Here is a 25,837-nt window from a genome sequence, read left to right as displayed (position 1 = left end):
AAACTTTCAGTCTGCTTTCGGTGCTCATCTCTTTTTTCACAATCCGGCTGTCTTTGCAAGAATTGACCACTCAGTGGTTTGGTTCTTGGTTCTTGGAAAGTGTTGATTTCTAATCACTAATGCCAGTTAAGAGTTGAAAAAAGAGCGGTTTTGAACCCACGAAGCGGGTGGAAGGCTCGTAGCCCAGGGTACAACTCTGGGAAAATGTTGCCTCCACACCCTCGCCCGGCCAGCCGCCGCCTACGGCGGCGGCTGGCCGGGCGAGGAAAGGGTGGGGAATGACCCGAATTCCCAGGGCTCGAAGACTCGCCCTGGGCTACGAGCCGGCGCCCAGTTCCTGGGCTGAGAACCAAAACGGCTTCAACGCTTCACTGGCATCACTAACCGCTAACTACTCTTTGGTTCTTGGTTCTTGGAAAATGTTGATTTCTAACCACTAACCACTAAATGGTTTCTTCATTCCTGCCGCTGCCGGGTTCCCTGGTCAATCAGCTCCAGCAATTCATCAAATTGGTAGCCTTTGAGATATTGGCGGATTTCAAGGGCCAGGGCTGGATTGGTGTTCTCGATCTGGCTGGCCAAATCTTCAGTTACCGAAATATTCCCTTCGTTGAGTGCTTTTTGCAGATTTGAAATCAATTCCTGGGGCAAGGCCGATAACACTTCTGGGGTGAGTTGAGTTGATGGTGTATTTTCGGCGTGGGCAGTTTCGGAACTGTCAGTGGCCTCATATTGATACTGGATTCCGAGGTGTTCGGCCAGATGTCGGAGCAGCATTTCTTCACGAATGGGCCGATTCAGGTGGTCATCAAAGCCGGCTTCAAGCAGTGTTTCCTGGCTGAATTCAAAGCTGCTCGATGTAACTGCCAGGATAACCGTTCGAATGGATAGATTAGAGCTAAGTCGTTCATCCATTTCAAGTTGTCTGATTTTCTTGGTCGTTGTGTAGCCATCCCAAATTGGAAGCCGTCCATCAATCAAAACCACATGTGGCCGGTGGTTGACCCAGTGATCAATCGCTTCTTTGCCATCGCTGGCCAGAATGACCTTGAACCCAAGTGGAGTCAGCATTTTGTCAAGTAAAGCAATATTTTCCCATTTCCCATCGGCCACGAGCACCCGAAATTGTGGCTGACCAGCGGCAAGACCGATGACTTTGTGTTTATTGGCTGCGACTCGGTCTTCCCGGTTGACAGGTTGGAGCGGTAAATGAACCCGGAAAGTTGAACCTTCTCCGGGCTGACTTTTGACCTCAAGTGTCCCACCCATCAGTCGAACAAATTTTTCACAAATCGTGAGTCCCAATCCGATGCCTTCTTTGTATTTCTGATCGTGCTGGCTTTGGGCAAAAGCTTCGAAAATCACCTGAAGGTCATCCGGGCGAATTCCCTGGCCGGTGTCTTCAATCTCGAAGGTGGCACCTGATTCCGACCAGGTGGCCCGGAAGGCAACATAGCCGATCCCGGTGTATTTAAAGGCATTTTCCAGGAGTTTAATCAGGACTTGACGCAATTTGCCTTCATCCGCCCAGGTATATTCGGGAAGGTCAGGCGAGGTGCTGAACTCAAACTGAAGGTCTTTGCGATGAGCGCGGAGGCGGAACATTTCTTCCAGGCTTCTTAACAAAGCCGAAAGGTGAAACACGTGCTCGTTCAGGGTCATGCGTCCTGCCTCAAGCCGGGCGACGTCCAGAATATCATTGATGAGACCGAGCAGATGTTCACTGCTGCGCCGGATGACGGCCAGATTTTCAAGGTCTTCCGCACTGCGATTGAGTTTACGGTCCATGACCTGCGCAAATCCGAGAATGGCATTGAGCGGAGTGCGTAATTCGTGGCTCATGTTGGCCAGGAATGTGGTTTTCGCTCGATTGGCTTCAATGGCTTTGTTTTTGGCTTCGATGGCCTCCTGGGCGGCTGCCTGGGCATTTCTTTTTTCATCAATTGCTTCCTGGTGGGCCTGGTGGGCTTGGTATTCAGACTGGCGCAGGTGCTCGATGGTGGCTGCCAGTTCCTGGGTGCGTTGCAACACCCGGTCTTCAAGCCACTGAGTCCGTTGGTTGAGCGACCGCAAGCGAAACTGAACTAACCCATATCCCAACCCGCCCAGGGTCACGGCAAAGAACAAATAGGCCCACCAGGTTTTCCAGGGGGCCGGACGAATCGAAAAAGTGACTGAGACCGGGCCATTGATGGTGCCCGCATAATTTTTGGCCCACACCTGGAACACATATTGGCCGTTGGGAAGGTTGGTATATTCCCGTTTAGGATCGGTGCTCCACCCTGAAGGGTTGGTGTCATAGCCGATCAGTTGGGTGCGATATCGGGTTTCCGAATCCCGGAAAAACTCCAAAAGTGCATACTGAAACACCAGATTAGTGTACTGGTAGGCAAGGGCCTGGCGATCAATCTGGAAAACCGGGTGTGATTCCACCGTGGCAGGCACTGGGGAAGGCGATCCCCACCACCATCCCTGACCGGCGTTGGCCCAGAGCTGGACCTGCTCGATTAAAAGTGGTGACGGGGAGCGGGGAGGCGGATCCTGGCGGGTATCATACACCGCCATTCCACCGACGGTTCCAACCCAAAGCCGGCCTTGCTGGTCAATCCAGGACGCCCCGGAATTCGCTTCGTCATGTGCCAGCCCATCCTCGGTGGTAAAAGTGTGAAGCACATATTCGTCCATCCGAGGCACCCGCTTGAGGTCTGCCGGCGGTGTTAACTGAACCACGCCTTTGTTGGTGGTCAAATACAGCCGTCCCCGGTCATCTTCTCGAATCTGGTAAATGACATTATTTGGAAGGGCGGGTATGGTCTGATCGGAAAGCGTTTCCCAGGACGATTGAGAGCCATTGAGGGTCAATCGGGCCACCCCACCGGAAGAGCCAATCCAAAGCATCTGTGTTCCGTCGGGTGCGATTGATTCGTGGAGCGCCCGCACAATGTTGTTTGGCAGGCCGGAGTGGATGGTAAACACATTCCACACGCCATTGAGCCAGCGCCCCAATCCACTATCGGTTCCAGCCCAGATGGTTGGTGTTCCATCGGGCGAGCGGGTTTCAAGTACGCTCAAAACCATATTGCTGGGCAACCCCTGCTGCCGGGTCATAAACGTCCACTGTCCATCCACGGCGCGGGCGAGGCCAAACTGGGTTGCCGCCCACAATACTTTTTTCCCGTCTGGGGTGGTGGTTTCAAGGAGGTGCCGCACGCTTCCAGAGGGGATTTCCGACACGGTTGACCAGTTTCCCCGATGAAATCGAACCAGTCCACCCGAGGTTCCAACCCACAGCGTTGGATCACCTTGCGGGTCAGTTGTTTCATACAGGCACAGCACCCGGTTTTTGGGAAGTGGCGGAGTTCCCTGAATGATGGTTCGTTGAGTGGCTTCCCACCGGGCCAGACCGTTTTCCGTGCCAATCCACAGGGTTTGGTCTTTGGTTTCATGGATGCTATAGACTTCATCATCGGGAAGGCCGTCGCTTTGGCCAAATGACCGCCAGCTATTGTCGGTTAACCGAACCAGTCCCCGGCCAGTGCCTATCCACAATGTCGGCGAAGCCGGAGCCGTATGTGGCCTGAGCAGGGAAATAACCGTGTTGGTGGGCAAACCAGAGGTTTGGTCATACCTGGTCCAGTCCCCATCTTTGAGTTGTAACAGTCCCTGTTCCACTCCGACCCACAGCGATTCAGTTCCACCGGCGTCCAATGTGGTGGTGAGGCAGCGGATTCCTCGGGAAGAGAACCCGGTTGGAAAGATCACTTCGGTTTCTGTTCCGTTGGCGATCCGGAAGAGACCCGTGGCGGTCGCAACCCACAATGGTTTGTCCTGGCTCAAGGAAGGCGACTGCCAGAGGGAAAGAATGGGTTGGGCCCGCAGATTTGAAGAGGTGGAGACAAGCTGGACCTGCTGGTTGGTGACTTTAACCAACCCCCGGTCGGTCCCAACCCAGAGTCCGGATTGACCATCTGGAAATGCAGCGGGGTGAAGGCAGGTAATATTGTTGCCTGGCAGTCCGGTACCCGTGGTGATTCGTTTCCAGGATTGTCCATCAAACCAAACCAATCCCGCATCGGTCCCAACCCACAGGGTTGATTGACCCGGCTGGGGGCTGGTTTCAACCAGAGCAAAGATGGCATTACTGGGCAATCCATTCGAGGTATTAAAGGTGGTCCACTGGTTATCCTTGAATCGGGCCAGCCCACCGTTGCGGGTTCCAAACCAGACGCTGCCGTCACCTGTTCCCAGCACCGTGCGGATATAATTGGAGACAAACCGTTCCGGAAGATTGATGACCTGCCACGTCTGACCATTATATCTGGCCGCGCCATCCTGAGTCCCTGCCCACAAATATCCTTTTTGATCAAAGGCCAACGACAGCAGTGCGCTTTGGGGAATGCCATCCTGCGTGGTGAAGATTTTGAGCCCTGGGCGACCATTGGGAGGATGAGCCTGGGGTGATGGCTTCTGACCAGGAAGAGAGGCTGGGGCCGCTGCTGCTGGCAGGACTCTCATCATCGAAAGAAAAAGTCCGATCACACAACACAGGATGATTGACCCGCAGCGCATAAGTCCTCGCAATGCCCACGATGCTGGTTGGAACTGATACCCTTTCGGGCGGAGGGTATCGGGCTAAAATCTTGAGGGGAATACAGTTTTATCAACAGCTTCGCCTTTTGCTCATCCAATAGGATCATTCCAAAATATATGATTGGCCGGGTTGACTCGGAAATCAGCGATGTCGCTGGAAGTGGAAAAAAGAGGATCGCGTGAAATATTGGGATGATGGGCGAAGTGCTGCCCGTTCAAATCAGTGCCCGGTAAATGTCGGTGGTCGAATCGCTTCAAACTCCACATCCACCGGTTCCTTACTTTAGGTCAAATCCTGATTGCTGAATAGTATTTCGATGAGAAAGCCTGGTGTGAACCTGTGGTGCAGGTCCTGAGTGGCTTGACGTTGACCCCCGGAATACAACTTATTTTCAGAAAAATCACAAATATAGATTTTGGGGTTGGAAAATCATGCTGGTTTTCTGTATTTTTCCGCTTCCAGTTTCTGAAATAAGAAGAATTGTCCAGGTCGTGTACGTGTGCCAACACATACCGGAATTCCTGCCAGATGGACAATTTGCGTATCCAGATATGCCTATAAATTTTTAGAAATTCGGATTTTCAAATTTGTTGTATCGAGTTCATGGAATGAATTGTGTAGAGCAGATTGATGTGTGAGTTCTGAACCCTGGTATGTGTTCCAGGTCAGATCCTGTCTGCCAACCTGAAGTTTCACGCTCCAGACAACAAAAATTCATTGAGAGAGACTTATTATGCTGCGAATTGTCAGGTATGGATATGAAACGTCTGGGGTGGATGTGGCCTATGTCGAAGTCGAAAACCGTCCCGACCAGTTTCCATTTCCCCGATTCATTCATATCGAACACCACCCCGATGCTCAATCGGCACTTGAGTCAATTGGTCCCCAGGTGGCGGGAGTTGAAACCATCAGCGTGTGTTCGTGTTCAACCGAACTTCTGAAAGGTGTTGAAGCCGTCCATTACCGGCCAGTGACAACTCCGGGCGTTTCCGAATGCGTGGCTGAGTATCGCCTTGGGGAGACACTCCTGCTGAATAAAATTTCCTCGCACACCTTGACTCAGATGGTCGGCCACTCGGCGCTGGCGGATACCGCCTGTTTGATCACGGCTTTTCGGACGGTCTACTTTGCTGAACTTCAGCAATTGACCCAGGTGGCGCATGTGCATATTGCTGAACGCCAGATTGATATTTTTGTCTATGATCGTGGGGAACTCATCTTTCACGGGACGGAATTGCCCGAAGATGACCGCGATAGTTTTATGTATAGCGTCCATTTATTGCTGACTGACACCCATGCTCGATGGCGAAGTCATCTCGACCTGATCGTATTTTCGGGAGCCAGCCAGTGGCTACAGGCCAACCGGTTGGAATGGCTTGATCCACAAGTCCAGCAAAGTGCTCAGGCTCAAGTGTTTGCCACCGACCGAATGTTTTCGATGGAATTGACCGATGTTGATGCTCAGCGCGAGGCCAGTCGAGCGGAGAGCCTGTTTACCCGGACGGGATTGCCAGTATTGCTGGCCGGAGCCGCCATTAGTTATTCCATTCAACACGGAGCTGATTTCAGAAGGGTGGTTCCCTCAGAATACCTTCCTCCGAAAAGTAAAGGATTGACCGCGACCGTCCCCCAAACACCTGGGCAGTTTCTGAAATTTGCCGCCCTGAATCTATCAGGGCTGACTCTGGGAGCCCTGATTGGTTTGGGCATCTGTGGATATTTGTATTTCCAGGCTGCCGCGTGGGAAAAGCGACTGGCGAATGAAAAGGCGGTTGAACTGAAACGGGAATCCGATAATCGCCAGGTTGAAGCCGAAGCCAAACAACTTCGTGATTTGATCCAGGCCCTCAATAATCGAATTGAAGTTGTGAATCGAATGCGGAATGCCCAACAGGCCAATTTCGAAATTACCAATGATCTCTGGCAGCAAATCCCACCCGGAATGGTCCTTTCCAAATTATTGATCACCGGACGGGATGTGTTGATTGAAGGATATGTGACCTATGCTTCGGTGGCGGAAGGTCAAAATCCATCAGATTCATCCGGCACGGGCAATCCAAATGACGCCACCGGTGGCGACCCTCAAGCGCAACCCGCCCGATCACCGTCGGCGGTGTATTTCGATGATCAAATGGATCAGTTGTCACAAAATCTCAATGGAAGTGGGAGTTATAGCAACGTCCAGGCAAAATGGACTCAAACCGACAATGCAAAAGCCTTGTTTACCGTGACGGCAACCTATACAGGCGAGATTGTTTCCGATCCGCTTACCCTTCAACCCCTGCCCGAAGTTGTCAAACAGGCTGCTCCGGAATCGCCAAAGCCGCCGGCCACGAAATAAGACCAGTTTGGAGTCAGGAGTCAGGCGTTCACTCAGTTCCTTTGATTGAATGACTGGACTATTTCCTGATCCAAGGTACTCATTGCAAAATGGTGGAACAGGCCGTCTTTTGGTCCTTTACTCAGTTCAACTCATTCAATAACTTTGATTTATGAAAAATGGAGTTAAAATCGTAATCCAAATTGTGGTCCTGCTGGTGGCGGTTGCCGCCGTGTTTGGACTGTCACATAACTTTGTGCTGGCTCCCAAAAAAGAGCAGCTTGAAAAGCAACAGCGCGAGGTGGCTGAACTCCGGCGGAAAAATGATGCCACGGACCGGTTTCGCCTGGAACGTGATGCCTTACAGCGAGAATCAGAAGCTGCCCAGACTCGATATCAACAGGTGGAAGGTTGGCTTCTGAAAGCATCAAATACCGCTTCGGTGTTGACCAGCGTGAAAGAGGAAGCCCGAAAAAATGGGTTACAGGTCAGGGTTTTTGACAACACCCATCCTCCATACACCCTTGGAATCAATGAGTCACCGCTCAAGATCCATCTGGGTGGCCGCTTCCAGGGGCAATTAGGGTTCTTGCGCGCCCTGGCGTTTTACCCTCAGATCATTTTGATTCGCACCCAAAAACTTGAATCACTTCCGGCCCAGTCAACGATTGTGATGGAATTATCCGCGGCTACGCCTATTGATTTACCAACCAAAGAGGCGGTGGCTGAAGCCAATGCCGTGGTGCCAAAGTAACAAAAGGTAAAAATACCATTGTGGGCTGAGGGTATTGGGCTAAGGGCTGAGGGGAATACAAGTCTTTCAATCATTTAGCTTTCCCGTAATACTGAAGGGTTCATCCCCAAATGGTATAAACCAATTTGCAATGGAATCCTTGTATTAGGAAATAGTCTAAAGAGTTCAATCAAATAAACTTAGTGAACTATTGACTACTGACTACTGACTACGAACTGGTATCATCTCAGAATCTTTGACCAATTAAGGGAAATTGAGTATGTCCTCGCTGACCAGCAAAGCTCTTGCCCTGATTCGCCCCACGCTCCGTGGGAATTCGCAACTGGCGGTGGCGCTTCCCATCGCCGAGGCCCTGACCCACCGGGTCCTCTTGCTCTCAATTTCAGCGCGCGAATTGGAAGCTGCCGTTTCCAATGAGGAAGGACGGCGATACCTTCAGGAACGGTTGACCCAACCTGACTTCCAGCGCGAATTGTGTCGAGTGGCCAAATTGACGCTGATCGAAATTGCACGGATAACGGTCAGAACTCAGGTCCATCCTGAAGAAGTCATTGTGAAAGCCATTGAGCGGACGTATCCGGCCAATTTAGAGATCCGAATCAACACCACCCTGGCCAGCATTTTGCCGCGCGCTGAATCCGAACGGATGGGGGTGTTATTAGAGCGGGCATCGGGCACCATCATCTATGCCCTGTGTACCGATGGGAACGGTGAAAAATTTCTCAGAGAACGCTTTCAGCAAAAATTGTTTCGCGAGGCGGTGGCGGTGGCGGTGGGGATCCCACGCAGTTCAGCCGGAACGCTGACCTTGTTTAAACCCCGTCGGGTCACCCCAATGGTTTTGAAAAACGAGCTCAATAAAGTTTTTCCAGATCATCAGGTGAAAGAACAATCCGATTTAAAAATTCGGACTCAGGTGCAGCGGGTCAGGGCCGAACGCGAACAATTCTCTGGGCTTGGACAGGATCGGCGTAAACCGCTTTTACCCACGGAAACTCGTAATATGATCAATACGGTCGTGGGACGCGCCTATGTGCGCAAAGCCTCGGACATTCGGATGTTTTATGACCTCTCACGCCGCCAGCTCTGTCACGAAGTGTGTATTGACGGCGACTGGCACCCGGAAAAACCATATCCGATAGATGTTGATACCTATCACTCCATTATGAATCTCATTCGCCAGGATGCCCGAATCTCCAGCCTGGAGCGGGATGTTCCACACGATGGACATATTCGATTTGATTTTGTGCTGGAAGGCCGCCGACTCGCGTTTGATGGTCGGGTCAATATCTTGCCCAAGGAAGATACCCTCAATCGCCGGGCTGAACTTTCAGGAGTGACGTTTCGACTATTTCGAGATGATGAAGAAATTCGCCCAATTGAAGAGCTTGGCTTTTTGCCGTTTCAAATCGAAATGATCCACGAAAAAATCGCGGCGGCCACTGATGGTCTGCTGCTGGTTGGTGGTCCCACCAACAGCGGGAAAAACGGGACGCTGAAAGCCATTACCGCCTTGCTCCAGCAAAATTACAAAGGCAAACGGTTTGCCAGTATCGAAGATCCGGTTGAAGTCGGGGTTCCCTCAATGTACCAGGTCAGCGTATCGGCCAAAAAACAGGCCACCGACTACCTGCCCGCTTTGTTACGGAGCAATTTTCAAGGCATTCAAATGACGGAAATCCGCGACCCGGAAACCGCCCGGTTTGCCTTTATGGCTGCTGATACCGGGATTTACACCCAGGCCACGATTCACATTCGGAATCCATTTCAAGTCATTCCGCGCCTTTCAAAATATGGAATCAGCCCCAATGAAATCAGCGAAACCCTGATTGCGGTCATTTATCAACGTCTGCTTCCACGCCTGTGCCGCGAATGCGCGATCCCGGAAGATTGGGAACTGCTCTGGAAAAAGTACCCCCGCTTAAAAGCCATTTTGGAATACTGGCAGGTTCCGTTGCATTCGTTTCGTCCGAAACGAGCCAATAAAGAGGGTTGTCCGCACTGCATTGGTGGATACCGGGGCCGAATCGGAATTTTCGAAATCTGGAATCCAGAACTTCAGCGGCACCAGCTTTCAACCAATCCCGATATCAATGAAATCCGCGAAAATGCGCTGGCGTTGGGCCACTGGTCAATGCTTCGGGCAGGTCTGTGTCATGCCTTTGCCCAGATTGTGGATATTGAGTCGGTTATGAAAGCCACCAATGGCGTTGACCCGGTGTATGAAGGGGTCGAAGGGTATCGCTACAAGGATGTCGAAGCCCGCATTCGTGATATGGAAGCCGAAGCCGCCGGAGTCAACAATCGCAACCCATCACCCGAAACACCATCGTCCTCTTCACCCGAGCCTACCCAATCCACGGCGCCAGTTGTTGATAGCAACATTATTGACGCCGAATTTTCCGAAGTGGAAGAAAACTGACGAGTGACAGGGTGACCAATGACAGGGTGACCAATGACAGGGTGACAAGGTGACAAGGTGACAAAATGACAAGGTGACAAATGACAAGGTGACCAGGTGACAAATTGTCATTTTGTCAAAAAGTCATCCTGTCATTTTGTCAAAAAGTCACCTTGTCACTTCACGCCGCGCCGTGTTTCTTAAACCACGCCAGCAGTCGCTTCCAGCCATCCTGGGCGGCTTCTTTGTTGTAAGTCGGACGGTAATCGGCATGGAAGCCGTGATCTACCCCAGGAAAAACCACAATCTCAGACGGTGACTTCAACTGTTTGCGCATTTGCTCGACGGATTCAAGTGAGATGCCTTTGTCTTTCTCGGCATAGAGCCCCAATACCGGCACTTTCAGCGACGCCGCAATATCAACCGGATGTTTGGGATTGAGGTCTGAGGGTTGCCCTACCAGCCGGCCATACCAGGCGACACCAGCTTTGACCTGTGGATTATGGGCGCTATAGAGCCAGACCACACGGCCACCCCAGCAAAATCCAGTAATTCCAAGGCGTTTAGTCTCACCTTTTTTGGTGGCTTTGGCCCAGGCGACGGTGGCGTCCAAATCCGCCATGACTTGTGAATCCGGTACTTTGCGGACGACTTCGATAATCTGGTCAAAGTTTGACAATTTCGAGACATCACCCTGACGGGCATACAGTTCGGGGGCCACGGCCAGATAGCCAGCTTTGGCAAACCGGCGGCACACGTCGCGGATATGTTCGTGAACGCCAAAAATTTCCTGAACCACCAGCACGACCGGAAATGCCTTACCTTTTTCAGGCATGGCGCGATAGGCAGGCATTTCGCCGTCTTTGACCGGGATTTTGACTTCACCGGCAATGAGACCCGTGGTGTCAGTGGTAATGGTCTGGGCTGAAACCGGTTGGACGGCCAGGGCAAAGCCGGCGGCAAGTGAGGTCACAACAAATTCACGCCGGGTGAACTCGGTTTTGGGAAGCAAACTGATGAGATCTTCGTGCATAGGGCCTGGGAGTACTCCTTTGGAGAGAAATGAAATGGTTTGGAAAATGCCAGGTCAGGTTGTTTCTTGAGACCTGGATTTGTATCTTATACCAGTCAGTAGTCAGTAGTCAGTAGTCAGTAGTTCGCTAAGTTCATTTAATTGAATAGCTTGATTATTTTCTAATACAGCCACTTGATTCCAAAATGGTATGAGTGAGGCTGGTTTGCAAAGCCTTCAAAGTTGCTCGACCGCGAAACTGTGACAGAGTGCAGTTTTCCACATTCTTATTCTGAAAGCACGTGATTGAAAGCATTTATGAGTATTCATCATCGTTTGAAAAACAAAGTTGTGATGATCACCGGTGCCAGTTCCGGAATTGGATATAGCACCGCCCTGGCGTTTGCCGCCGAAGGCGCCCACCTGGCGCTCGGTGCCCGCCGATGTGACAAAATGAAAGAATTGGCTCATCAGGCCCACGAACGATATGACGTTCGGGTATTTACCCACCCGCTCGATGTGTGCTCCACCCAAAGCGTCATGGCGTTTGTTGAAGCGTCGGTAGTGGAGTTTGGCACGATTGACATCCTGGTCAATAACGCCGGGCTGGCGCTTGGAATTGCCAAAGTCAGCGAAGGTTCAGACGAAGACTGGATGACGATGCTTGATACCAATGTGATGGGTGTTTTGCGGGTGACCAGGGCGATGTTACCCCATCTGACCAAACAGGCAGCGGGTCACATTATCAACCTTGGCTCGCTGGCCGGGCATCTTTCCTACCCTGGCGGTAGCGTGTATGCCGGAACCAAGCACGCCCTGCGCGCCATCTCTGAAGCCTTGCGACAGGAGTTGCTCGGGCAGCCAATTCGGGTGACTTCGATTGATCCAGGACTGGTTGAAACCGAGTTCAGTCAGGTTCGATTCAAAGGAGACACGGATCGGGCCAGCAAAGTGTATTCGGGGATTTCACCCCTGACGGCTGAAGATATCGCCGAATGTGTCATCTTCGCGGCTTCGCGACCAACCCACGTCAATATTGACACCATGATTGTGACTTCGATTGATCAGGCTGGAATGAACGTCCACCGCCGAAGCTAAGGGTTTGGAGTGCGGCGGCTTGACGCCGCTTTCAGATTTTACTGGTACTTCTGCCCAGGAATTTGTATCTTTGACGGGCTTAACCCTGTATTTCAGCCATCTGTTCACCAGAAATCTGTTCGCCAGAGGCTCTTTCCATGGAGCCCTGTTTTCTGGTACAGTGATGTGACTTCAAGTAAAAATTCACGTTTTCTTATTTAAAATACTGATCCCGTTGATTATACACTTCCAATCCACACCCCACACTGAATGCCTGGAGGATTCGACAAGGTTTAATTTTTTTCTTTGTTGATACCAGTTTGAAAGCCGTCGCACGAAATACTCGAAAAGACGAAGAAAAGGTTAATTACCCCTCCTTCCTGCGCACTACATCCAGGTTTAAGCATTTTCTGCCTGCGAGGTCTATTTTTTTCATGATCACCACAATTCAGCCTGCTCAACCCGCTTCTCTGAGCCGCCGGGGCCGGTCCAGAAATTGGTACCGGGTGCTGTGTGCCTTTTTCCTGGTCGTGGCCTGTGTTGGAACCACGTTTTGGTTTTTACAATCTCCACAAGCCAGTGTTGCAAAAAGCCGACGGACCCAGGAAGTCGCGCCCGATGGTGGCCTTCAAGCCTGGTCAACTCCAGAAGGCCAGCCGCTTCCAAAAGAATATGAACCCGGTCAATTGATTGTCCGGCTCAAGCCAGCGTCCCAGGTGGCCCCAAAAGTACGGGCACTGGAGTTTGAAAGCCGATTGGCAGCCCTACAGATTCCGGTGCAGGTCGTTCGCCCTGCCTTTGAAGATCTGGCCGAACGACTCGCCACGGGGCAAACGCTCAATGACATTCTGCAAACCGATCTCGCCCGATTTCCAAATCAGAAAGCGCGGGTGACGGCCATTGACTCGACCTTACAGGTCAGTAACTTGAAAGCCCTGGCTGAAACCATGGTGGTTGAAGTTGATCGGGAAACCGATATCGAAGCCGCCTGTGCCAAACTTGAGCAAAGTGGTTTGTGTGTGTATGCCGAACCCAACTGGCGTGCTTATACCTTTGCCCAGGCGCCCAATGATCCTTACTACAGCTCCCGAGGGACCTGGAAGCAGAGTTATGATGACCAGTGGGGATTGAAAAATGTGGGCGCTTTAGATGCCTGGGATCGGTCAACTGGAAAAGATATCGTCATTGCCGTGGTGGATACCGGGATTGATTATACTCACCCGGATCTGGCCGCCAATATTTGGAAAAATACCAAAGAAACCCCAAACAATGGGGTTGATGATGACCGCAATGGATTTGTAGACGATGCTATGGGGTGGGATTTTTCCGGAGCGGATCTGGACCGGTTAGATGATCAGGACAATGACCCGCTTGACAGTTACGGACATGGAACACACGTGGCTGGGATTGCCGCCGCAGTCGGCAATAACAGTATTGGTATGGTCGGTGTCGCCTATGAGGCCAAACTGATGGCGATCAAGGCTTTTCCGAATGAGTTGCCATACGGGACGTTGCTCGAAATTGCCAAAGGCGTCGAATATGCCGCTCAAAATGGGGCGGATGTGATCAATTGTTCGTTGGGTGGACCACGGACTCGCGTGATGGAAGATGCCTGTGCCCTGGCTGAGACTCGCGGAGTGGTGGTTGTGGTTTCGGCTGGGAATAGTAAGACTTCGACCGAAAGTGTAACTCCGGCTGAGATTGGAACGGTGGTGACGGTTGGTGCGATTGGTCCAAATCAAAACGTTGCCAATTTTTCAAATTTTGGCCCCAAACTGGATGTGATGGCGCCTGGGTTTGACGTGCTGTCCTGTTTAGCCTCGCGAGCGGCGATTGTTGATTCAGCCGAAGGCCGCCAGTACATTGTCACTGCTTCTGATGGGACGAAATATTTGCGGTTGAACGGCACGAGCATGGCGGCGCCGCACGTGGCTGGAATCGCGGCGTTGGTTCGCTCTCGGTTCCCGCATTTTACCAACCAGCAGGTCCGTCAGGTTTTGAAAAGTTCGACCGATCTCAGCAGCCAGCCCATTACCCAAAAATTCTCCCTGCAACTTGGATATGGACGAATTAGCGCCGCTTCAGCCATTCGCCAACTGGAGCGTGGAAATCCGGTTGCTGTCCAATTGACCTCACCTACTCCTTATAAAATCTATTTCAATTCAGACCAGATTCCTGTTTCTGGAACCGCGACTGGGATCGAATTCGAGTCCTATCTGCTCCAGGTTGGGGTTGGCGAATCACCAACCACCTGGACACAGCTTGCGACGTCACTGCAACCGGCTGTCAATAAAGAGCTTACTACCTGGAAAGTCCCCACTGATGCTGAAGGTGGCACCTACACGTTTCGGTTGATCGGCTTTAATCGCTCAGGTGGAATTTTTATTGATCAGGCATCAATTTTTCTAATTCAAGATCAAGAATTGATCGAAGGATGGCCGTCACCACTCGGTGGTTACACGCTTTCAAACCCAGCCGTGGCCGACCTCAATGGCGATGGAAAAATGGAAGTCGTGGTTGAGGGACTGACGGTGTTTGGGGATGGACGGATTTATGTCATGAATGCCAATGGCGAATCCATTTCCGATGCCTGGCCAAAAGCAGTCAATCAACTGGTTCAGGGATCGCCAACCATTGCCGACCTGGATGGTGATGGCCGCCCGGAAATCATTGCCGCCGGGTATTATCCAGGGCCGGTGATTTACGCCTACCACGTTTCAGGCGAACCGGCGGCTGGTTTCCCAGTTCAACTCAATAACTTTAACACCATCAGCTCCTTTCCGCTCCCATCACCCACGGCGGCTGATATAGATGGCGACAATCGTCCTGAAATTCTGGCGATTGGCGGTGGTTTTACCGAAGCCGATCCTCCCGAACTGGTTGTGATCAATGGAAGCGGGCAAGTTCGATTTTCAGTCCCCATTTATCCGGTGGCCGTCCAGCAAGGGGAAAATGTGATTGGCCTGGGGGCCTGTTCGCCGATGGTGGGCGACATCACAGGCGATTCCGCACCGGAAATCATTGTTGGGTACACCCGGGCGCAAAGTAATACAGCTTCGGTGTTTACGACCTATCTTGCCTATTCAAACCAGGGAAAACTGATTCGCGGATGGCCAATTACCCTGGGACCAAATGACTTTGAATCCAGTTTTGTGAACGTCGGGGCACTTGCGGATTTAACAGGTGATGGCAAGCTCGATTTTGTCGCCTGCCGTGATCCCAAAGGTGAATTTCCCAATCCTCAGACTTATGCCTTCCGGGGCGATGGACGACCGATAGCTGGTTGGCCAAAGATGGTTGAAAACACCACCCACCTGGTTGCGCCACCAGCGGTTGCTGATTTAAACGGCGATGGAAAACCTGAAATTGTGGTCAGAACCGCCAACCAACTGGTGGTCTATCAGGCGGATGGCCGCTATCTGCCAGGATTTCCGGTGGTGGCGGCTTCGACCTTTGCCTATTCGCAACCGGTGATTGGGGATATTGACGGAGATGCCAAACCGGAGATTCTATTTTCTGGTTCAAGTTTGACGCCGTTTACCGACCGCAATTACTACCTGTTTGCGGTTCATAGCGACGGGAAATCTTATACCGGCTGGCCAAAAGCGATTATTGGGCCACGGTTGGTTCCTTATCTCTGGTCAGGGTTTGCACTGGGGGATCTGGATGGAGACGGCAAAATAGATGGCGTCATCCCCGCGGTTGAGCGCGTGTATGCGTTTCATTTCCCCGGCGCCTATCGCCCAGAAAATGTTCCCTGGGGAACCTTCCAGCAAAATTCACAGCGCACTGGCGCCTTGAAAAAATAAAACCCCGCCCAGGAAAGCGGTATTTACCGGACTAAAAGTGATGGCTATGAAACGCTTTATACTCTTTTTTGGATTGCTGTGCCTGTTGCTGGCTATGACAACGGGTATTCGGGCGGAAGGTCCTCAAACCGAAGAGGTGATCACCGTCAATATTCATGTTCGACTGCGTGATGAAGCGGGCCTGCGGGCCCTGGTCGAACAACAACAAACCCCAGGTTCCGCCGTTTACCGACGCTGGCTCACACACGATGAGTTTCGGCGGCGGTTTGCCCCCACGACTGAAAGCTGTGACCGGGTTGAAGCCTGGGCCAAAGCCGCTGGACTCAAGATTGCCTATCGGATCAATGATCGGTCGTTGCTGGTGTGTCAGGCGCCGGCATCGGTCATCCGGAAAGTGTTTGCCCCGACCCTGGCTGGTTTTCAAGCGGCACGGGCTGCTGGCCAACGCGTTGCTGTGACTCAATTACCGGCGGATCTGGCTGGTGATGTGAGTGTGGTTGAAGGATTGGATGGTGTTGACGTCTATCACGCTCTGCAGAGTGAGCGCCAGTTGGTCAAGGCCAGCACCAACGGCCAAAACTGTGATCTACGCCAACTCTTTTATCCACAAGACTTATGGTCACTTTACAATCTGAGCCCACTCTACAATGTCGGTATCAAGGGCAACGGTCAGAAAGTGGCGCTGGTCATGGCCGGTGCGGTCGCCCCAACTGATTTGGCCATGTTTCAACAGAGCTATAACCTGCCGGTCCGAGCGGTTGAACCTCACTCTGTCGGGCTTGGAACACCAGGCGCCGCCTTTAACGGAGCGATGGCCGAAGTTGAATATTTATCAGCGATGGCGCCCGAGGCGTTGATTCAGGCAGTACAGGTCGCCGCCAGTGGAAGTGGCGATGTAACCGCCACCAATATCACGGCTGCGATTGGGTATGTGGTTGATCGGCTTCGGGATACCAAAGTGGTGGCTACCAGCTTAGGAATTTGTGAACAGGCATTATCGCCAGCCACGATCCAGGCTCAGGAAGCACTGTTGCTGCAAGCGGCGGCTCAAGGACAAACCTGGGTGGTCGCCAGCGGCGACAACGGCTCGGATGGATGTCGAAACAATGGCAATTCAGTTTTCTATCCAGCCACGAGCCCAAATGTAACGGCGGTTGGCGGAACAGAATTGCTGCCGATTCGGGATAGTGAAGGAAAAGTCATCCGCTATGACGCGGAAGTTGCCTGGAATAATGATGCCGGGGCCAGCGGCGGTGGCACCAGTCAGGTATTTGAGAAACCAGCCTATCAATCGCGCATGACAATTTTGCCGAACCGGAAACGGGCTATTCCAGATGTATCGTTCCACGCCGGTGGAAATCTGGTGGTCATTCTGAATGGAATTCGAACCTGCTATGCCGGAACGGGCGTCCCTGCCGCCGCCTGGGCGGCCATTTTTACACTGGTCAATCAGCAAATCGGCGGAAGCGGGCTGGGGGCAGTCAACCTTCCGCTTTACAATCTTGGTATCCAGCAAGCTGCGGGGACTGGACCAGAGGTGTACCGCGATATATTGAGTGGGAACAACTTCGTCGGAAGCAGCACCGGAGATGTGACTGGCCCTGGGTTTGACCCGGTGACCGGATGGGGTACCTTTGATGGGGAACGCTTTGTTCGCAACTTTACTTCTGGATTGCCACGCCCGGCACTTGAACTTTCGACAAGCCTGGTGAATTTCGGGACGTTACGGGTTGGACGCAAGAGCGATCCATTTGAACTCGCGCTGCAAAGCGTGGGGGCGGCACCGCTTCAAGTTCGTGAAATCAAGCTTGACGATGAAGCCAAAGCGTCGGGGTTTGCGCTTGAACCATGCCCGGAAAGCGCCCCCTGCACCGCGCCCTTTACCCTGGAAAGCCCTCAGTCCATCACCCTGCGGCTGACCTGGACACCAAAGGGAGTGGGACAGGTCAAAGGAAAGCTTTTGATTTCAAACAATTCGGTCAACATTCCTGAATCGGCGATTGCCTTGACTGGGATTGGGTCGGATGATACCCGCTCACCACGCGTGATCCTGCTTGGGTTTACCGGTGCTCAAACATTGGAACCTGATTCACTGGTGACCATTAAATGGGAGGCCAGTGATGATCGGGGGGTGGTCAAAACCAACTTGCTGCTGTCAGCCAATGGTGGAGAAACCTTCCCCATCGTGATTGCCGCCGGTATTCCACCAACCACTTCAGAATTTGAGTGGAAGGTTCCAACCACGATCTTTACCAGTCAGGGTGTGATCAAAGTTCAGTCCTTTGATGCAGCTCAAAATGTAGGTGAGGATCAATCTCCTGGATTGCTCACCATTCCTGATCGGCAGCCACCAACGGCGATATTTCTGACCACCTTCCCGCAATTTTTGGAAATTGGCGACAAGCTCCAGATGGGTTGGCAGGCTCAGGACAACGCTGGAATTCAATCCCAACGACTGGCGTTGTTGGCCAATGGAACTCCAGTTCCGATTGCACCAAATCTTGATGCAACGGTTCGGGAATTTATGTTTGATACCACAACCCTTGAACCCGGCTTGAGATTGCAACTGGCCTTGACGTTGGTTGATTTGAACGGAATTGAAGCGACCATCACCACCTCAACTTTTGATATCAAACCGAAGGTCACCAATATTGTGCTTGAAAAGAAAAGCGCGACGCTGACTGGGGTGGGCTTCAAAGCCGGTTCCACCGTGGTGCTGGTGAATGGAATCGCCATCAACAGCAGCGTGGTGACAATTGAGTCATCAACCAAGATCACAATCAAAGGCAAACCCAAAAAACAGCGCATTACACCAGGGAGCTTAATCGGTGTCCTGGTCAATAACACACCTTCCAAGGAAATCGTTGTGCGCTGAATAAGTTTGGCGCTCGTGGGATTCTAACCGCGATTGTGCCTTTGTTTTGATGTCCGTGACGGTTGTTGGCATTGATGGTTGGTGTATGAACACCAGTCAAACCGGCAACCGTCACGGACAATTTGTTTTTACACCAGTCAGTAGTCAGTAGTCAGGGAGTCGGATGGAAATATCATACCACCAGGGTTCAGGGTTCAGGGTTCAGGGCCAGATACTCCACGTTGAGTGGTACCCGCCAGTTCCACAGTCTTCATCTTGAGTGGGATCAGTCAACTCATCGCCGAAACCCTGAACCCCGAACCCCAAACCCTCAACACCATGACCTCAGATGCGATTGTGATTCTCTTGAGCCGGGCGCCTGGAGAAACAGAGATTAAGACCCGATTGGCCCGATGTTGTTCTGATCATCAACGTCGGCAATTGCTTCATGCGTTTGTGGTTGATACACTCCACACCCTGCGGGTTGTTCAGGCGGAAACCTCGGCTGATTTTTGGTTGTGTACTTCATCTCCGTGGCCAAAGAACGGAATATTTACCGGCGAACTGACACCCTTTGCCTTGCCAGATTGGTTGAGTGAAGCGGCGATTCTGTCTCAAGATAAAGGCGACCTTGGCCACCGGCAGGCGCAGGCAATTCAACAGGCTCTCAACTGCGGATACCAGCGCATCATCATCATTGGGAGCGACAGTCCAACGCTCCCAGCCAGCTATGTGATGGATGCGCTATCAAAGCTCGACGAGGCAGATGTGGTGGTCGGGCCGTCTGAAGATGGCGGGTATTATCTCATTGGGTTTCAAAACAATACGAACACGAATCTCCCAGTTCGGATCAATCCCTTTTTTCACGACCTGCCCTGGAGCACCGACCGAATTGTGTTTTCAGTCGCGAAACGGGCGCAATCGTTTGGGTTCAATCTTCGATTTTTGCCTGAGCATTATGATGTTGATACCTGTTTTGACCTGAAGGCGGTTTGGAAAGAACTTTCTGCCAATCCAGGTGCCGCGTTCGAGACCTGGCAGGTGATCCAGTCTCTTTTTGAGCAACAGGTTCAACGACGGCGTGGCAGCCGATCCAAACATTGTTGAACTTTCCTGGGGATTGAAGATAGGGTAGCGCCATTTAGGGCTGAGGGCATCGGGCTAAGGGCTGAGGGAAATACAATTCTATCAATAGTTTAGCTTCTTGCTTATACGACGGAACTATTTCAAAATGGTGTAAGTCTGTGTTTGGTTAGAACAAATTTAAATCATTTTTCAGGAACAAACCAATGAGTGAGCGCTCTCGCGGCATTCTTTTTGTATTAATTGCCGCCACAATCTGGAGTATCGGTGGGCTTGGGATCAAAGTCATTCAAACCGATGCCATGGCAATTTCTGGATTCCGAAGCTTTTTTGCAATTCCGGTGTTGCTGATCTGGCTGATGGGAAAAGCCTCCAACCAGTTACCCGCGTTGGGATCGAGCTTAAAACGACCCTGGGTTTGGGCTGCGGCGCTCAGTTACGCGCTGACACTGACCTGTTTTGTCGTGGCGACCAAATTAACCACTGCGGCTAACACGATTTTGTTGCAATCCATGGCGCCAATTTATGTGGCGTTGTTGTCCTGGCCACTTCTGCAAGAGCGCATCCGAAAATTGGACTGGTTGGCAATTTCGGGGTGTTTGCTCGGGATGCTGTTCTTTTTCCGGGACCAGCTTTCACCGGCTGGATTTACGGGCAATATTGTGGCGATTATTGCTGGTGTTGGGTTTGCGGGAATCACCTTGTTTTTGCGATTGGATCAATTAAAGATGAACCAGCAGCACGGGCCAGGGCATTCAGCCCATGTATCGGCAGTGGTTTCCGTTGCTCTTGGAAATATTTTGGCTGCTTTGATCGGATTGCCGTGGATGATTTCCAGTCCACCTCCAACTATCGCCGGATGGTTGGTTGTCGTGGGACTCGGTATGGTTCAGATTGCACTGGCCTATTTGTTTTTTACAGCGGGTGTGGCTCGCTTGACCGCCATTGAAAGTACGTTGCTGGCGCTGGTCGAACCCATCTTAAACCCGATTTGGGTGGCCCTTGGAACGGGTGAAATTCCATCGCGGTCGGCACTGATTGGCGGAGTGATGATTGTTGCCTCGGTGACTATCCGCGGAGTGCTGCAAAGTTTGCAATCGTCTTCCAAACCCAATCAGACGTAACGCGAGCCCTCCACAAAAACCAATCCGATGAAAAAAAACAGCCTCCGGAACTCTTCCGGAGGCTGAAAATTCGAATTGAGCCATTTACAAAAAACTCAAAGCGAAATGAAACGTCACAACAACATTGGATTCATCTATGAGGAAAACAGTCGGGTTCAGAAAAAAGAGCAACCATTAGCATTTGGTGGATTTGAGTTTAATCAATGGAGCAATTGCTTTGATTGGTCTGATTGAAATCATTTTGGAAAAATCAGGGTTCGCGGTTTGGATCAATACATTGGTGGCTTTGAGGACCTTGATCGCTTTGACTCGCTCAACACCAGATAGTTCGGTTGAGCATTTGGCCAGTGCATACTGGGTGACACATTTGGCCAGCGCCAGTTCTGAGGATTTCTTTGAGCCAGCCGTCTGGATAATATTTTTGAGCAGTTGGGTTTCGAGATTGGTTTCCACAAGTGCAATGTGATCAGGATTGAAATCAGGGAGTGATTCAGTTCGTTTGGCGGGTTTACGGGTGATCCGGGCGGCTGATTTGGCCTTCGATGGTAAACTGACACTCGCGGCTGAAGCATCAGTCCTGGTAGGAGTTTCCAACGACGGCATCTCGGTTTCTGACGCTGAAACTGGAACTTCCACGGCTGCCATTTGAAACTGTGCCGATGAGCCAAATGACTGAGTCAAATCCAGGCCACTACAGAACTCCAGAAAGAAGGAGAGCATCATCGCGCAGGCCAAAAACTGAATCATCTTTCTTCCGGACGTTTCTGGTTGATTCATAGGGTCCTCCTGATCTGAGGTTGTGGTGTGGATGGGCGACAGTATGCCTAACCTGAGGGGCAAGGTCATCAAATTGCTGTAAAATGAAGTGAACGATGTAAGAGAACTGTAAAAACCGGAGAAATTGAGCGGACGGCGTGCGAAAAAGGCCGTATGATGTGCTCAACCCGGACACGGGTTTCCCAACTATCACTCCCTTACACGATTTCAGTTCCAAAAAATTTTCGTAGCCTATGAGAACCGTGAAAGATTTTCTCAATAAACACATCCTTGTCGCCGGGTTGATGGCGGTTACCGCACCGCTTCTGATTCTGGTGGCGTTGCAGTACCAGTCCTTAGCCAAACTTCAAAAAGCCATGCCCGCCGCCCAGAAAATGTGGCTCAAGAACTGTCTGTGGGCGATTGTGTCAGACGTCAAGGAATATTACTTTGTCCATGCCAAACAATCACTGACTGTTCCAGCCTATCTGGTCGAAGCCCGCCGCACTGAAGCGATTGAAAACCACTTTAAAGCCAATACCTTTCCAGGCTCAAAACAATTCTTCGCCTGTACTTTTGATCAAAGTGGAAACAGCTCTCTGCTGGTCTATGACTCAATTCAAAACAAAACCATTCAGTCGGATGAACTATCGAAAATGCCGGCGGTGAGTACAGCCTGTTCACCGTGGAAATTTGTTTCGATGGAAGGAACACAATTTGAATCAGCCTCACTGACCGTCTATGAAAAAGATCCTGAAAACCGGATCATTCTCAATCCAATCCTGAATGATGACTCTAAGGTGGTTGGGGTGGTTGGGGTGGTTCTGGATATGCACTTTCTGAAAGAAGATTACCTTCCTCAGGCGATCCAGAAATTCCTGCCGAAATTTTTCCCAGATGATGCCCAGAAAAATGTGGTCGTGAACCTGCGACAAGCGTGTGGTGAAATCCTGCTGTCAACTGATGTGACCAAAGCCAAAGAGCAGGAAGATTATATTTCGATGCCGATGCCCTTTGTGTTTACGGATTTAAGCCTGGGAATCCGGGACTGTTATATGTCACCCGAACAGTGGGCCCGTTCTTATTTCTGGTACAGCCTGACGCTCTCGGGGTTGATGACGCTGGTGTTAATGGGCGGCATCTTGTTTACGCTCCGTGCGGCTGAGCGCGAAATGCGGTTGTGTGAAATGAAGACCGACTTTGTTTCCAATGTGTCCCACGAATTGCGCACGCCACTTTCATCCATCCGGGTTTTTGCTGAATTTATGAAACTGGGACGGGTCAAGGATTTCGAGAAAATCTGTGAGTATGGTGAATATATCGAGAACGAAAGCCAGCGCTTGACTCAACTTATCAATAACATTCTGGATTTTTCGAAGATCGAATCTGGCCGAAAAATGTACCGGTATGAAAAAGCCAATCTGGCTGACACCATCAATGACACCTTGAAAATTGTGGATCTCCGACTCAAGCAAAGCGGATTTGATGTTAAAGTCGCCATGCCGGAAGATCCATTACCCCCAACCGTCATTGACCGGGATGCCATTGCCCAGGCATTGCTCAATTTGCTCGATAATGCGGTCAAATATTCTGGCCAGGCGAAAGAAATTTTGGTTCGGTTGGAAACCGAAGAAGGCCACCTGGCTGTTTCCGTGACTGATCATGGGATTGGCATTCCACTTGATGACCAGGAAAAAATCTTCGAAAAATTTTATCGTGTGTGTACCGGGTGTGTTCACGACGTCAAAGGGAGCGGACTCGGGCTGTCAATTGTCAAACATATTGTTGAGGCTCATCACGGGCGCATTACCGTCCACAGCAAGCCAAGCCAGGGAACGACCTTCACGATTCATCTTCCAGTTGCCGAAAGCTAAGGGACTGTAAAAATACAACTTCCCGTTTTTATCGAAAGTCACCCGGAGAGATCGAATTACGAAAACCACGAAAAACACGAAAAAGAAATCCAAAGACTTCAATGGGGTCTGAGCTTTTGTCAGGGAAAGTGCCACCGAACTCAAAAGAAAATGGCTTCGACCCAAATGAAAATCGGGAAGTTGTTTTTTAACGCTCCCTAAGGGACCTATTCCAAAACTCAGAACGGGTCAGTACCACCTGCGTCATTGGGTGGTACTGACCCGTTCTGAAATGCGTTCTTTCGTTTTCAGGCGGAGAAGTTGAAAACTTTTTTGACTTAAACCGGGTATGAGGCATATTCACAATTCTTAACCACACTTCAACGAAAAATCATTCCACCACCTCACGTGTTTATTATGCGAAGAGTCTTGATCGTAGAAGATGATCCCTCCATCACCGTCGCGCTACGGGATGGATTTGAATATGAAGGGTATTCCGTTCTGATTGCCCGGGATGGCGTCGAAGGGTTACGAATGGCGACCGAGAAGGAAATAGATCTGGTCATCCTCGATGTGATGTTGCCGAAGATGAGCGGTTTTGATGTCTGCAAACAGCTTCGGGCCGCCAGCAATTCCACGCCCATCATTATGTTAACTGCCAGGGGGCAGGAAATTGACAAAGTGCTGGGTTTGAAAATGGGGGCTGATGATTACATCACCAAACCATTCAGTTTTATGGAGTTAATGGCTAGAGTTGAAGCCGTCTTACGGCGGGTGTCACGCCAGAACACCCAACTTGATTTCTATGAATTTGGCGACATTACTCTGGATTTGAAAAAGTATGAGGCCCGAAAAAAAGGCGAATTGCTTGATCTCTCCCCTCGGGAAATCAAGATTCTGAAATACTTCATTGATCATCGCGGCGAGGTGGTTACTCGGGACCATTTGCTCGATGTTGTCTGGGGATACAACAGTGCCCCGTTGACCCGCACCGTGGATATGCATATCGCCAAGCTTCGTCAAAAAATCGAAGATACTCCCAGCGATCCAAAGTACATCATCACGGTTCACCGGGTGGGATACAAGTTCACGAGTTAATCCATCTCATCAACCCGGCACATAAAAATACATCCAGCGGAAAAACGGCGGAGGCAACGTGGCTTCCGCCGTTTCTTTTTTCCAGTGAAACTGCCTTGAATTGGGGAATTTTTGTCGGGCTGCTAATTGTCGCCAATCAGCTTCTCGGCTATTGTTAGTCAAGGCCGCAACTTCTCGATTCAGGAGTGTTTAACCCCCAATATGAGTGTCCAACGATCTCCGCAAGTCAGTTTGTACTATGAAGATTTAACCATCGGTGAAATGTTAAGAATGATGATTGACCAGCACCCACTTCCGGTCTTCGGCATGGTTCTTGTTTTGCTGGTACTGGCTGGGGGACTGGGGTTTGAAGTGGGACGGAATCTGGTGAACAATCAAGGGGGAAAAACCAGTGGAACACAAAGCGGGGGCTCAAACGAAGTTGGACAACTTCGGCAAGAGCTGACTCAATGTCAGACGGAATTCAGCAATCTCAAAGCCAGTTCAGCCGCACAAATTAACGTCCTTCAGCGCAGGGTTGAAACTGAAGCCAAAACCATGCAGATGCGGTATGAATACGACCTGGATTTTTTGAACCGGCGGGTTGATGAGTACCGCGAGATTGTTGGTCGAACTCCTGAAGCTCGAAAACGTGAAGCCTTTTTGAATCTTTTGATTTCCTACCAGACGGCCAATGATTTTGCCCGCAGGCAGGAATCCCCACAGACAGTTCAAAATCGAGAGCGAACAATAGAAGAGCTACAGAAATTTGTCCTCACAAACCTGAAATTGACTCCAACCGAGCGTACACTCTTTGATTTTTCCTTAATTGTCGAACCCAATGGCGCCAGTTATCGGGTAACCGCCCAGGCCGGTAATTCACGGCGACTGATCCCCGCCCAAGTGATTGACCCAATTGCTGCTCAGATCCGGGCCAACCTGCCGAAGAAGTGAACAAATGACAAGGTGACAAGGTGACAATCTGTAAGAGACTGTTTGGAAATTCCTGGAATTTCCGTAAGATATTGATTTGAAAGAAAATCGTTCTTGAGCCCGCGAAGCGGGTGGCTGGCTCGTAGCCCCGGATGGAGCGCAGCGGAGTCCGGGGAAACAAGCCCTCCCTGGT

At 51.0% G+C, this 25,837-nt stretch carries 15 protein-coding genes; 11 read left to right on the top strand and 4 right to left on the bottom strand.

All coding sequences use genetic code 11. The features are described 5' to 3' along the window. Positions 1–456 precede the first annotated feature (456 nt). On the bottom strand, positions 457–4,569 hold the full coding sequence (locus HY774_18335; GenBank protein ID MBI4750444.1) for a response regulator: 4,113 nt from the start codon (positions 4,567–4,569) through the stop codon (positions 457–459). A gap of 755 nt (positions 4,570–5,324) precedes the next feature. Here HY774_18335 and HY774_18330 point away from each other — a divergent pair. The 3 genes from HY774_18330 to tadA all read left to right on the top strand — a co-directional run bounded on the left by HY774_18330 (position 5,325) and on the right by tadA (position 10,087). After that, positions 5,325–6,932, top strand: coding sequence for a hypothetical protein (locus HY774_18330; GenBank protein MBI4750443.1), 1,608 nt, complete (start codon positions 5,325–5,327; stop codon positions 6,930–6,932). 151 nt (positions 6,933–7,083) lie between these two features. Next, positions 7,084–7,665 (top strand): type 4a pilus biogenesis protein PilO, encoded by a 582-nt coding sequence (gene pilO, locus HY774_18325; GenBank protein MBI4750442.1) that lies wholly within the window; start codon positions 7,084–7,086, stop codon positions 7,663–7,665. Between the two features lie 259 nt (positions 7,666–7,924). Next, positions 7,925–10,087: a Flp pilus assembly complex ATPase component TadA gene (gene tadA / locus HY774_18320; protein ID MBI4750441.1), complete on the top strand. Its 2,163-nt coding sequence runs from the start codon at positions 7,925–7,927 to the stop codon at positions 10,085–10,087. 160 nt (positions 10,088–10,247) lie between these two features. Here tadA and HY774_18315 read toward each other — a convergent pair whose 3' ends face one another. Next, positions 10,248–11,099 carry a dienelactone hydrolase family protein gene (locus HY774_18315; GenBank protein MBI4750440.1) on the bottom strand — a complete coding sequence of 284 codons (852 nt, stop codon included), beginning with the start codon at positions 11,097–11,099 and terminating at the stop codon, positions 10,248–10,250. 297 nt (positions 11,100–11,396) lie between these two features. On the opposite strand from HY774_18315, the gene HY774_18310 reads away from it, so the two are divergent. The 5 genes from HY774_18310 to HY774_18290 all read left to right on the top strand — a co-directional run bounded on the left by HY774_18310 (position 11,397) and on the right by HY774_18290 (position 21,025). Then, entirely contained in the window at positions 11,397–12,176 is a 780-nt protein-coding gene (locus HY774_18310) for an SDR family NAD(P)-dependent oxidoreductase (protein MBI4750439.1), read from the top strand. A 413-nt stretch (positions 12,177–12,589) separates the two neighbouring features. Next, positions 12,590–15,964: a S8 family serine peptidase gene (locus HY774_18305; protein ID MBI4750438.1), complete on the top strand. Its 3,375-nt coding sequence runs from the start codon at positions 12,590–12,592 to the stop codon at positions 15,962–15,964. A 46-nt stretch (positions 15,965–16,010) separates the two neighbouring features. Further along, a complete protein-coding gene (locus HY774_18300; GenBank protein ID MBI4750437.1) occupies positions 16,011–18,839 on the top strand; it encodes a hypothetical protein in 2,829 nt (942 codons plus the stop codon). Positions 18,840–19,094: 255 nt separating this feature from the next. Next, positions 19,095–19,925 carry a TIGR04282 family arsenosugar biosynthesis glycosyltransferase gene (locus HY774_18295; GenBank protein MBI4750436.1) on the top strand — a complete coding sequence of 277 codons (831 nt, stop codon included), beginning with the start codon at positions 19,095–19,097 and terminating at the stop codon, positions 19,923–19,925. A gap of 182 nt (positions 19,926–20,107) precedes the next feature. After that, positions 20,108–21,025: an EamA family transporter gene (locus HY774_18290; GenBank protein ID MBI4750435.1), complete on the top strand. Its 918-nt coding sequence runs from the start codon at positions 20,108–20,110 to the stop codon at positions 21,023–21,025. 174 nt (positions 21,026–21,199) lie between these two features. On the opposite strand, the gene HY774_18285 is transcribed toward HY774_18290, so the two are convergent. Then, positions 21,200–21,802 (bottom strand): hypothetical protein, encoded by a 603-nt coding sequence (locus HY774_18285; GenBank protein ID MBI4750434.1) that lies wholly within the window; start codon positions 21,800–21,802, stop codon positions 21,200–21,202. A 242-nt stretch (positions 21,803–22,044) separates the two neighbouring features. Between HY774_18285 and HY774_18280 the strand changes: the two genes are divergently transcribed. Together HY774_18280 and HY774_18275 are read left to right on the top strand one after the other, a co-directional pair. Continuing rightward, on the top strand, positions 22,045–23,655 hold the full coding sequence (locus HY774_18280) for a HAMP domain-containing histidine kinase (protein ID MBI4750433.1): 1,611 nt from the start codon (positions 22,045–22,047) through the stop codon (positions 23,653–23,655). A 396-nt stretch (positions 23,656–24,051) separates the two neighbouring features. Further along, entirely contained in the window at positions 24,052–24,732 is a 681-nt protein-coding gene (locus HY774_18275) for a response regulator transcription factor (GenBank protein MBI4750432.1), read from the top strand. Between the two features lie 9 nt (positions 24,733–24,741). On the opposite strand, the gene HY774_18270 is transcribed toward HY774_18275, so the two are convergent. Next, positions 24,742–24,894 carry a hypothetical protein gene (locus HY774_18270; protein ID MBI4750431.1) on the bottom strand — a complete coding sequence of 51 codons (153 nt, stop codon included), beginning with the start codon at positions 24,892–24,894 and terminating at the stop codon, positions 24,742–24,744. Positions 24,895–24,933: 39 nt separating this feature from the next. Between HY774_18270 and HY774_18265 the strand changes: the two genes are divergently transcribed. Next, positions 24,934–25,665: a hypothetical protein gene (locus HY774_18265; protein MBI4750430.1), complete on the top strand. Its 732-nt coding sequence runs from the start codon at positions 24,934–24,936 to the stop codon at positions 25,663–25,665. Positions 25,666–25,837 lie beyond the last annotated feature (172 nt).

The sequence above is a fragment of the Acidobacteriota bacterium genome (assembly GCA_016208495.1).
Classification (GTDB): Bacteria; Acidobacteriota; Blastocatellia; order Chloracidobacteriales; family Chloracidobacteriaceae; genus JACQXX01.
The sequence above is the reverse complement of the archived record's forward strand: the minus strand, read 5'-3'. Positions and strand labels throughout refer to the sequence as shown.

What these genes read in the sequence shown, in the direction of transcription:
- HY774_18335 (MBI4750444.1), bottom strand. Translation starts at nt 4,569, where the DNA reads ATGCGCTGCGGGTCAATCATCCTGTGTTGTGTGATCGGACTTTTTCTT.
- HY774_18275 (MBI4750432.1), top strand. Translation starts at nt 24,052, where the DNA reads ATGCGAAGAGTCTTGATCGTAGAAGATGATCCCTCCATCACCGTCGCG.
- pilO (MBI4750442.1), top strand. Translation starts at nt 7,084, where the DNA reads ATGAAAAATGGAGTTAAAATCGTAATCCAAATTGTGGTCCTGCTGGTG.
- HY774_18315 (MBI4750440.1), bottom strand. Translation starts at nt 11,099, where the DNA reads ATGCACGAAGATCTCATCAGTTTGCTTCCCAAAACCGAGTTCACCCGG.
- HY774_18330 (MBI4750443.1), top strand. Translation starts at nt 5,325, where the DNA reads ATGCTGCGAATTGTCAGGTATGGATATGAAACGTCTGGGGTGGATGTG.
- HY774_18265 (MBI4750430.1), top strand. Translation starts at nt 24,934, where the DNA reads ATGAGTGTCCAACGATCTCCGCAAGTCAGTTTGTACTATGAAGATTTA.
- HY774_18300 (MBI4750437.1), top strand. Translation starts at nt 16,011, where the DNA reads ATGAAACGCTTTATACTCTTTTTTGGATTGCTGTGCCTGTTGCTGGCT.
- HY774_18285 (MBI4750434.1), bottom strand. Translation starts at nt 21,802, where the DNA reads ATGAATCAACCAGAAACGTCCGGAAGAAAGATGATTCAGTTTTTGGCC.
- HY774_18310 (MBI4750439.1), top strand. Translation starts at nt 11,397, where the DNA reads ATGAGTATTCATCATCGTTTGAAAAACAAAGTTGTGATGATCACCGGT.
- HY774_18305 (MBI4750438.1), top strand. Translation starts at nt 12,590, where the DNA reads ATGATCACCACAATTCAGCCTGCTCAACCCGCTTCTCTGAGCCGCCGG.
- HY774_18290 (MBI4750435.1), top strand. Translation starts at nt 20,108, where the DNA reads ATGAGTGAGCGCTCTCGCGGCATTCTTTTTGTATTAATTGCCGCCACA.
- tadA (MBI4750441.1), top strand. Translation starts at nt 7,925, where the DNA reads ATGTCCTCGCTGACCAGCAAAGCTCTTGCCCTGATTCGCCCCACGCTC.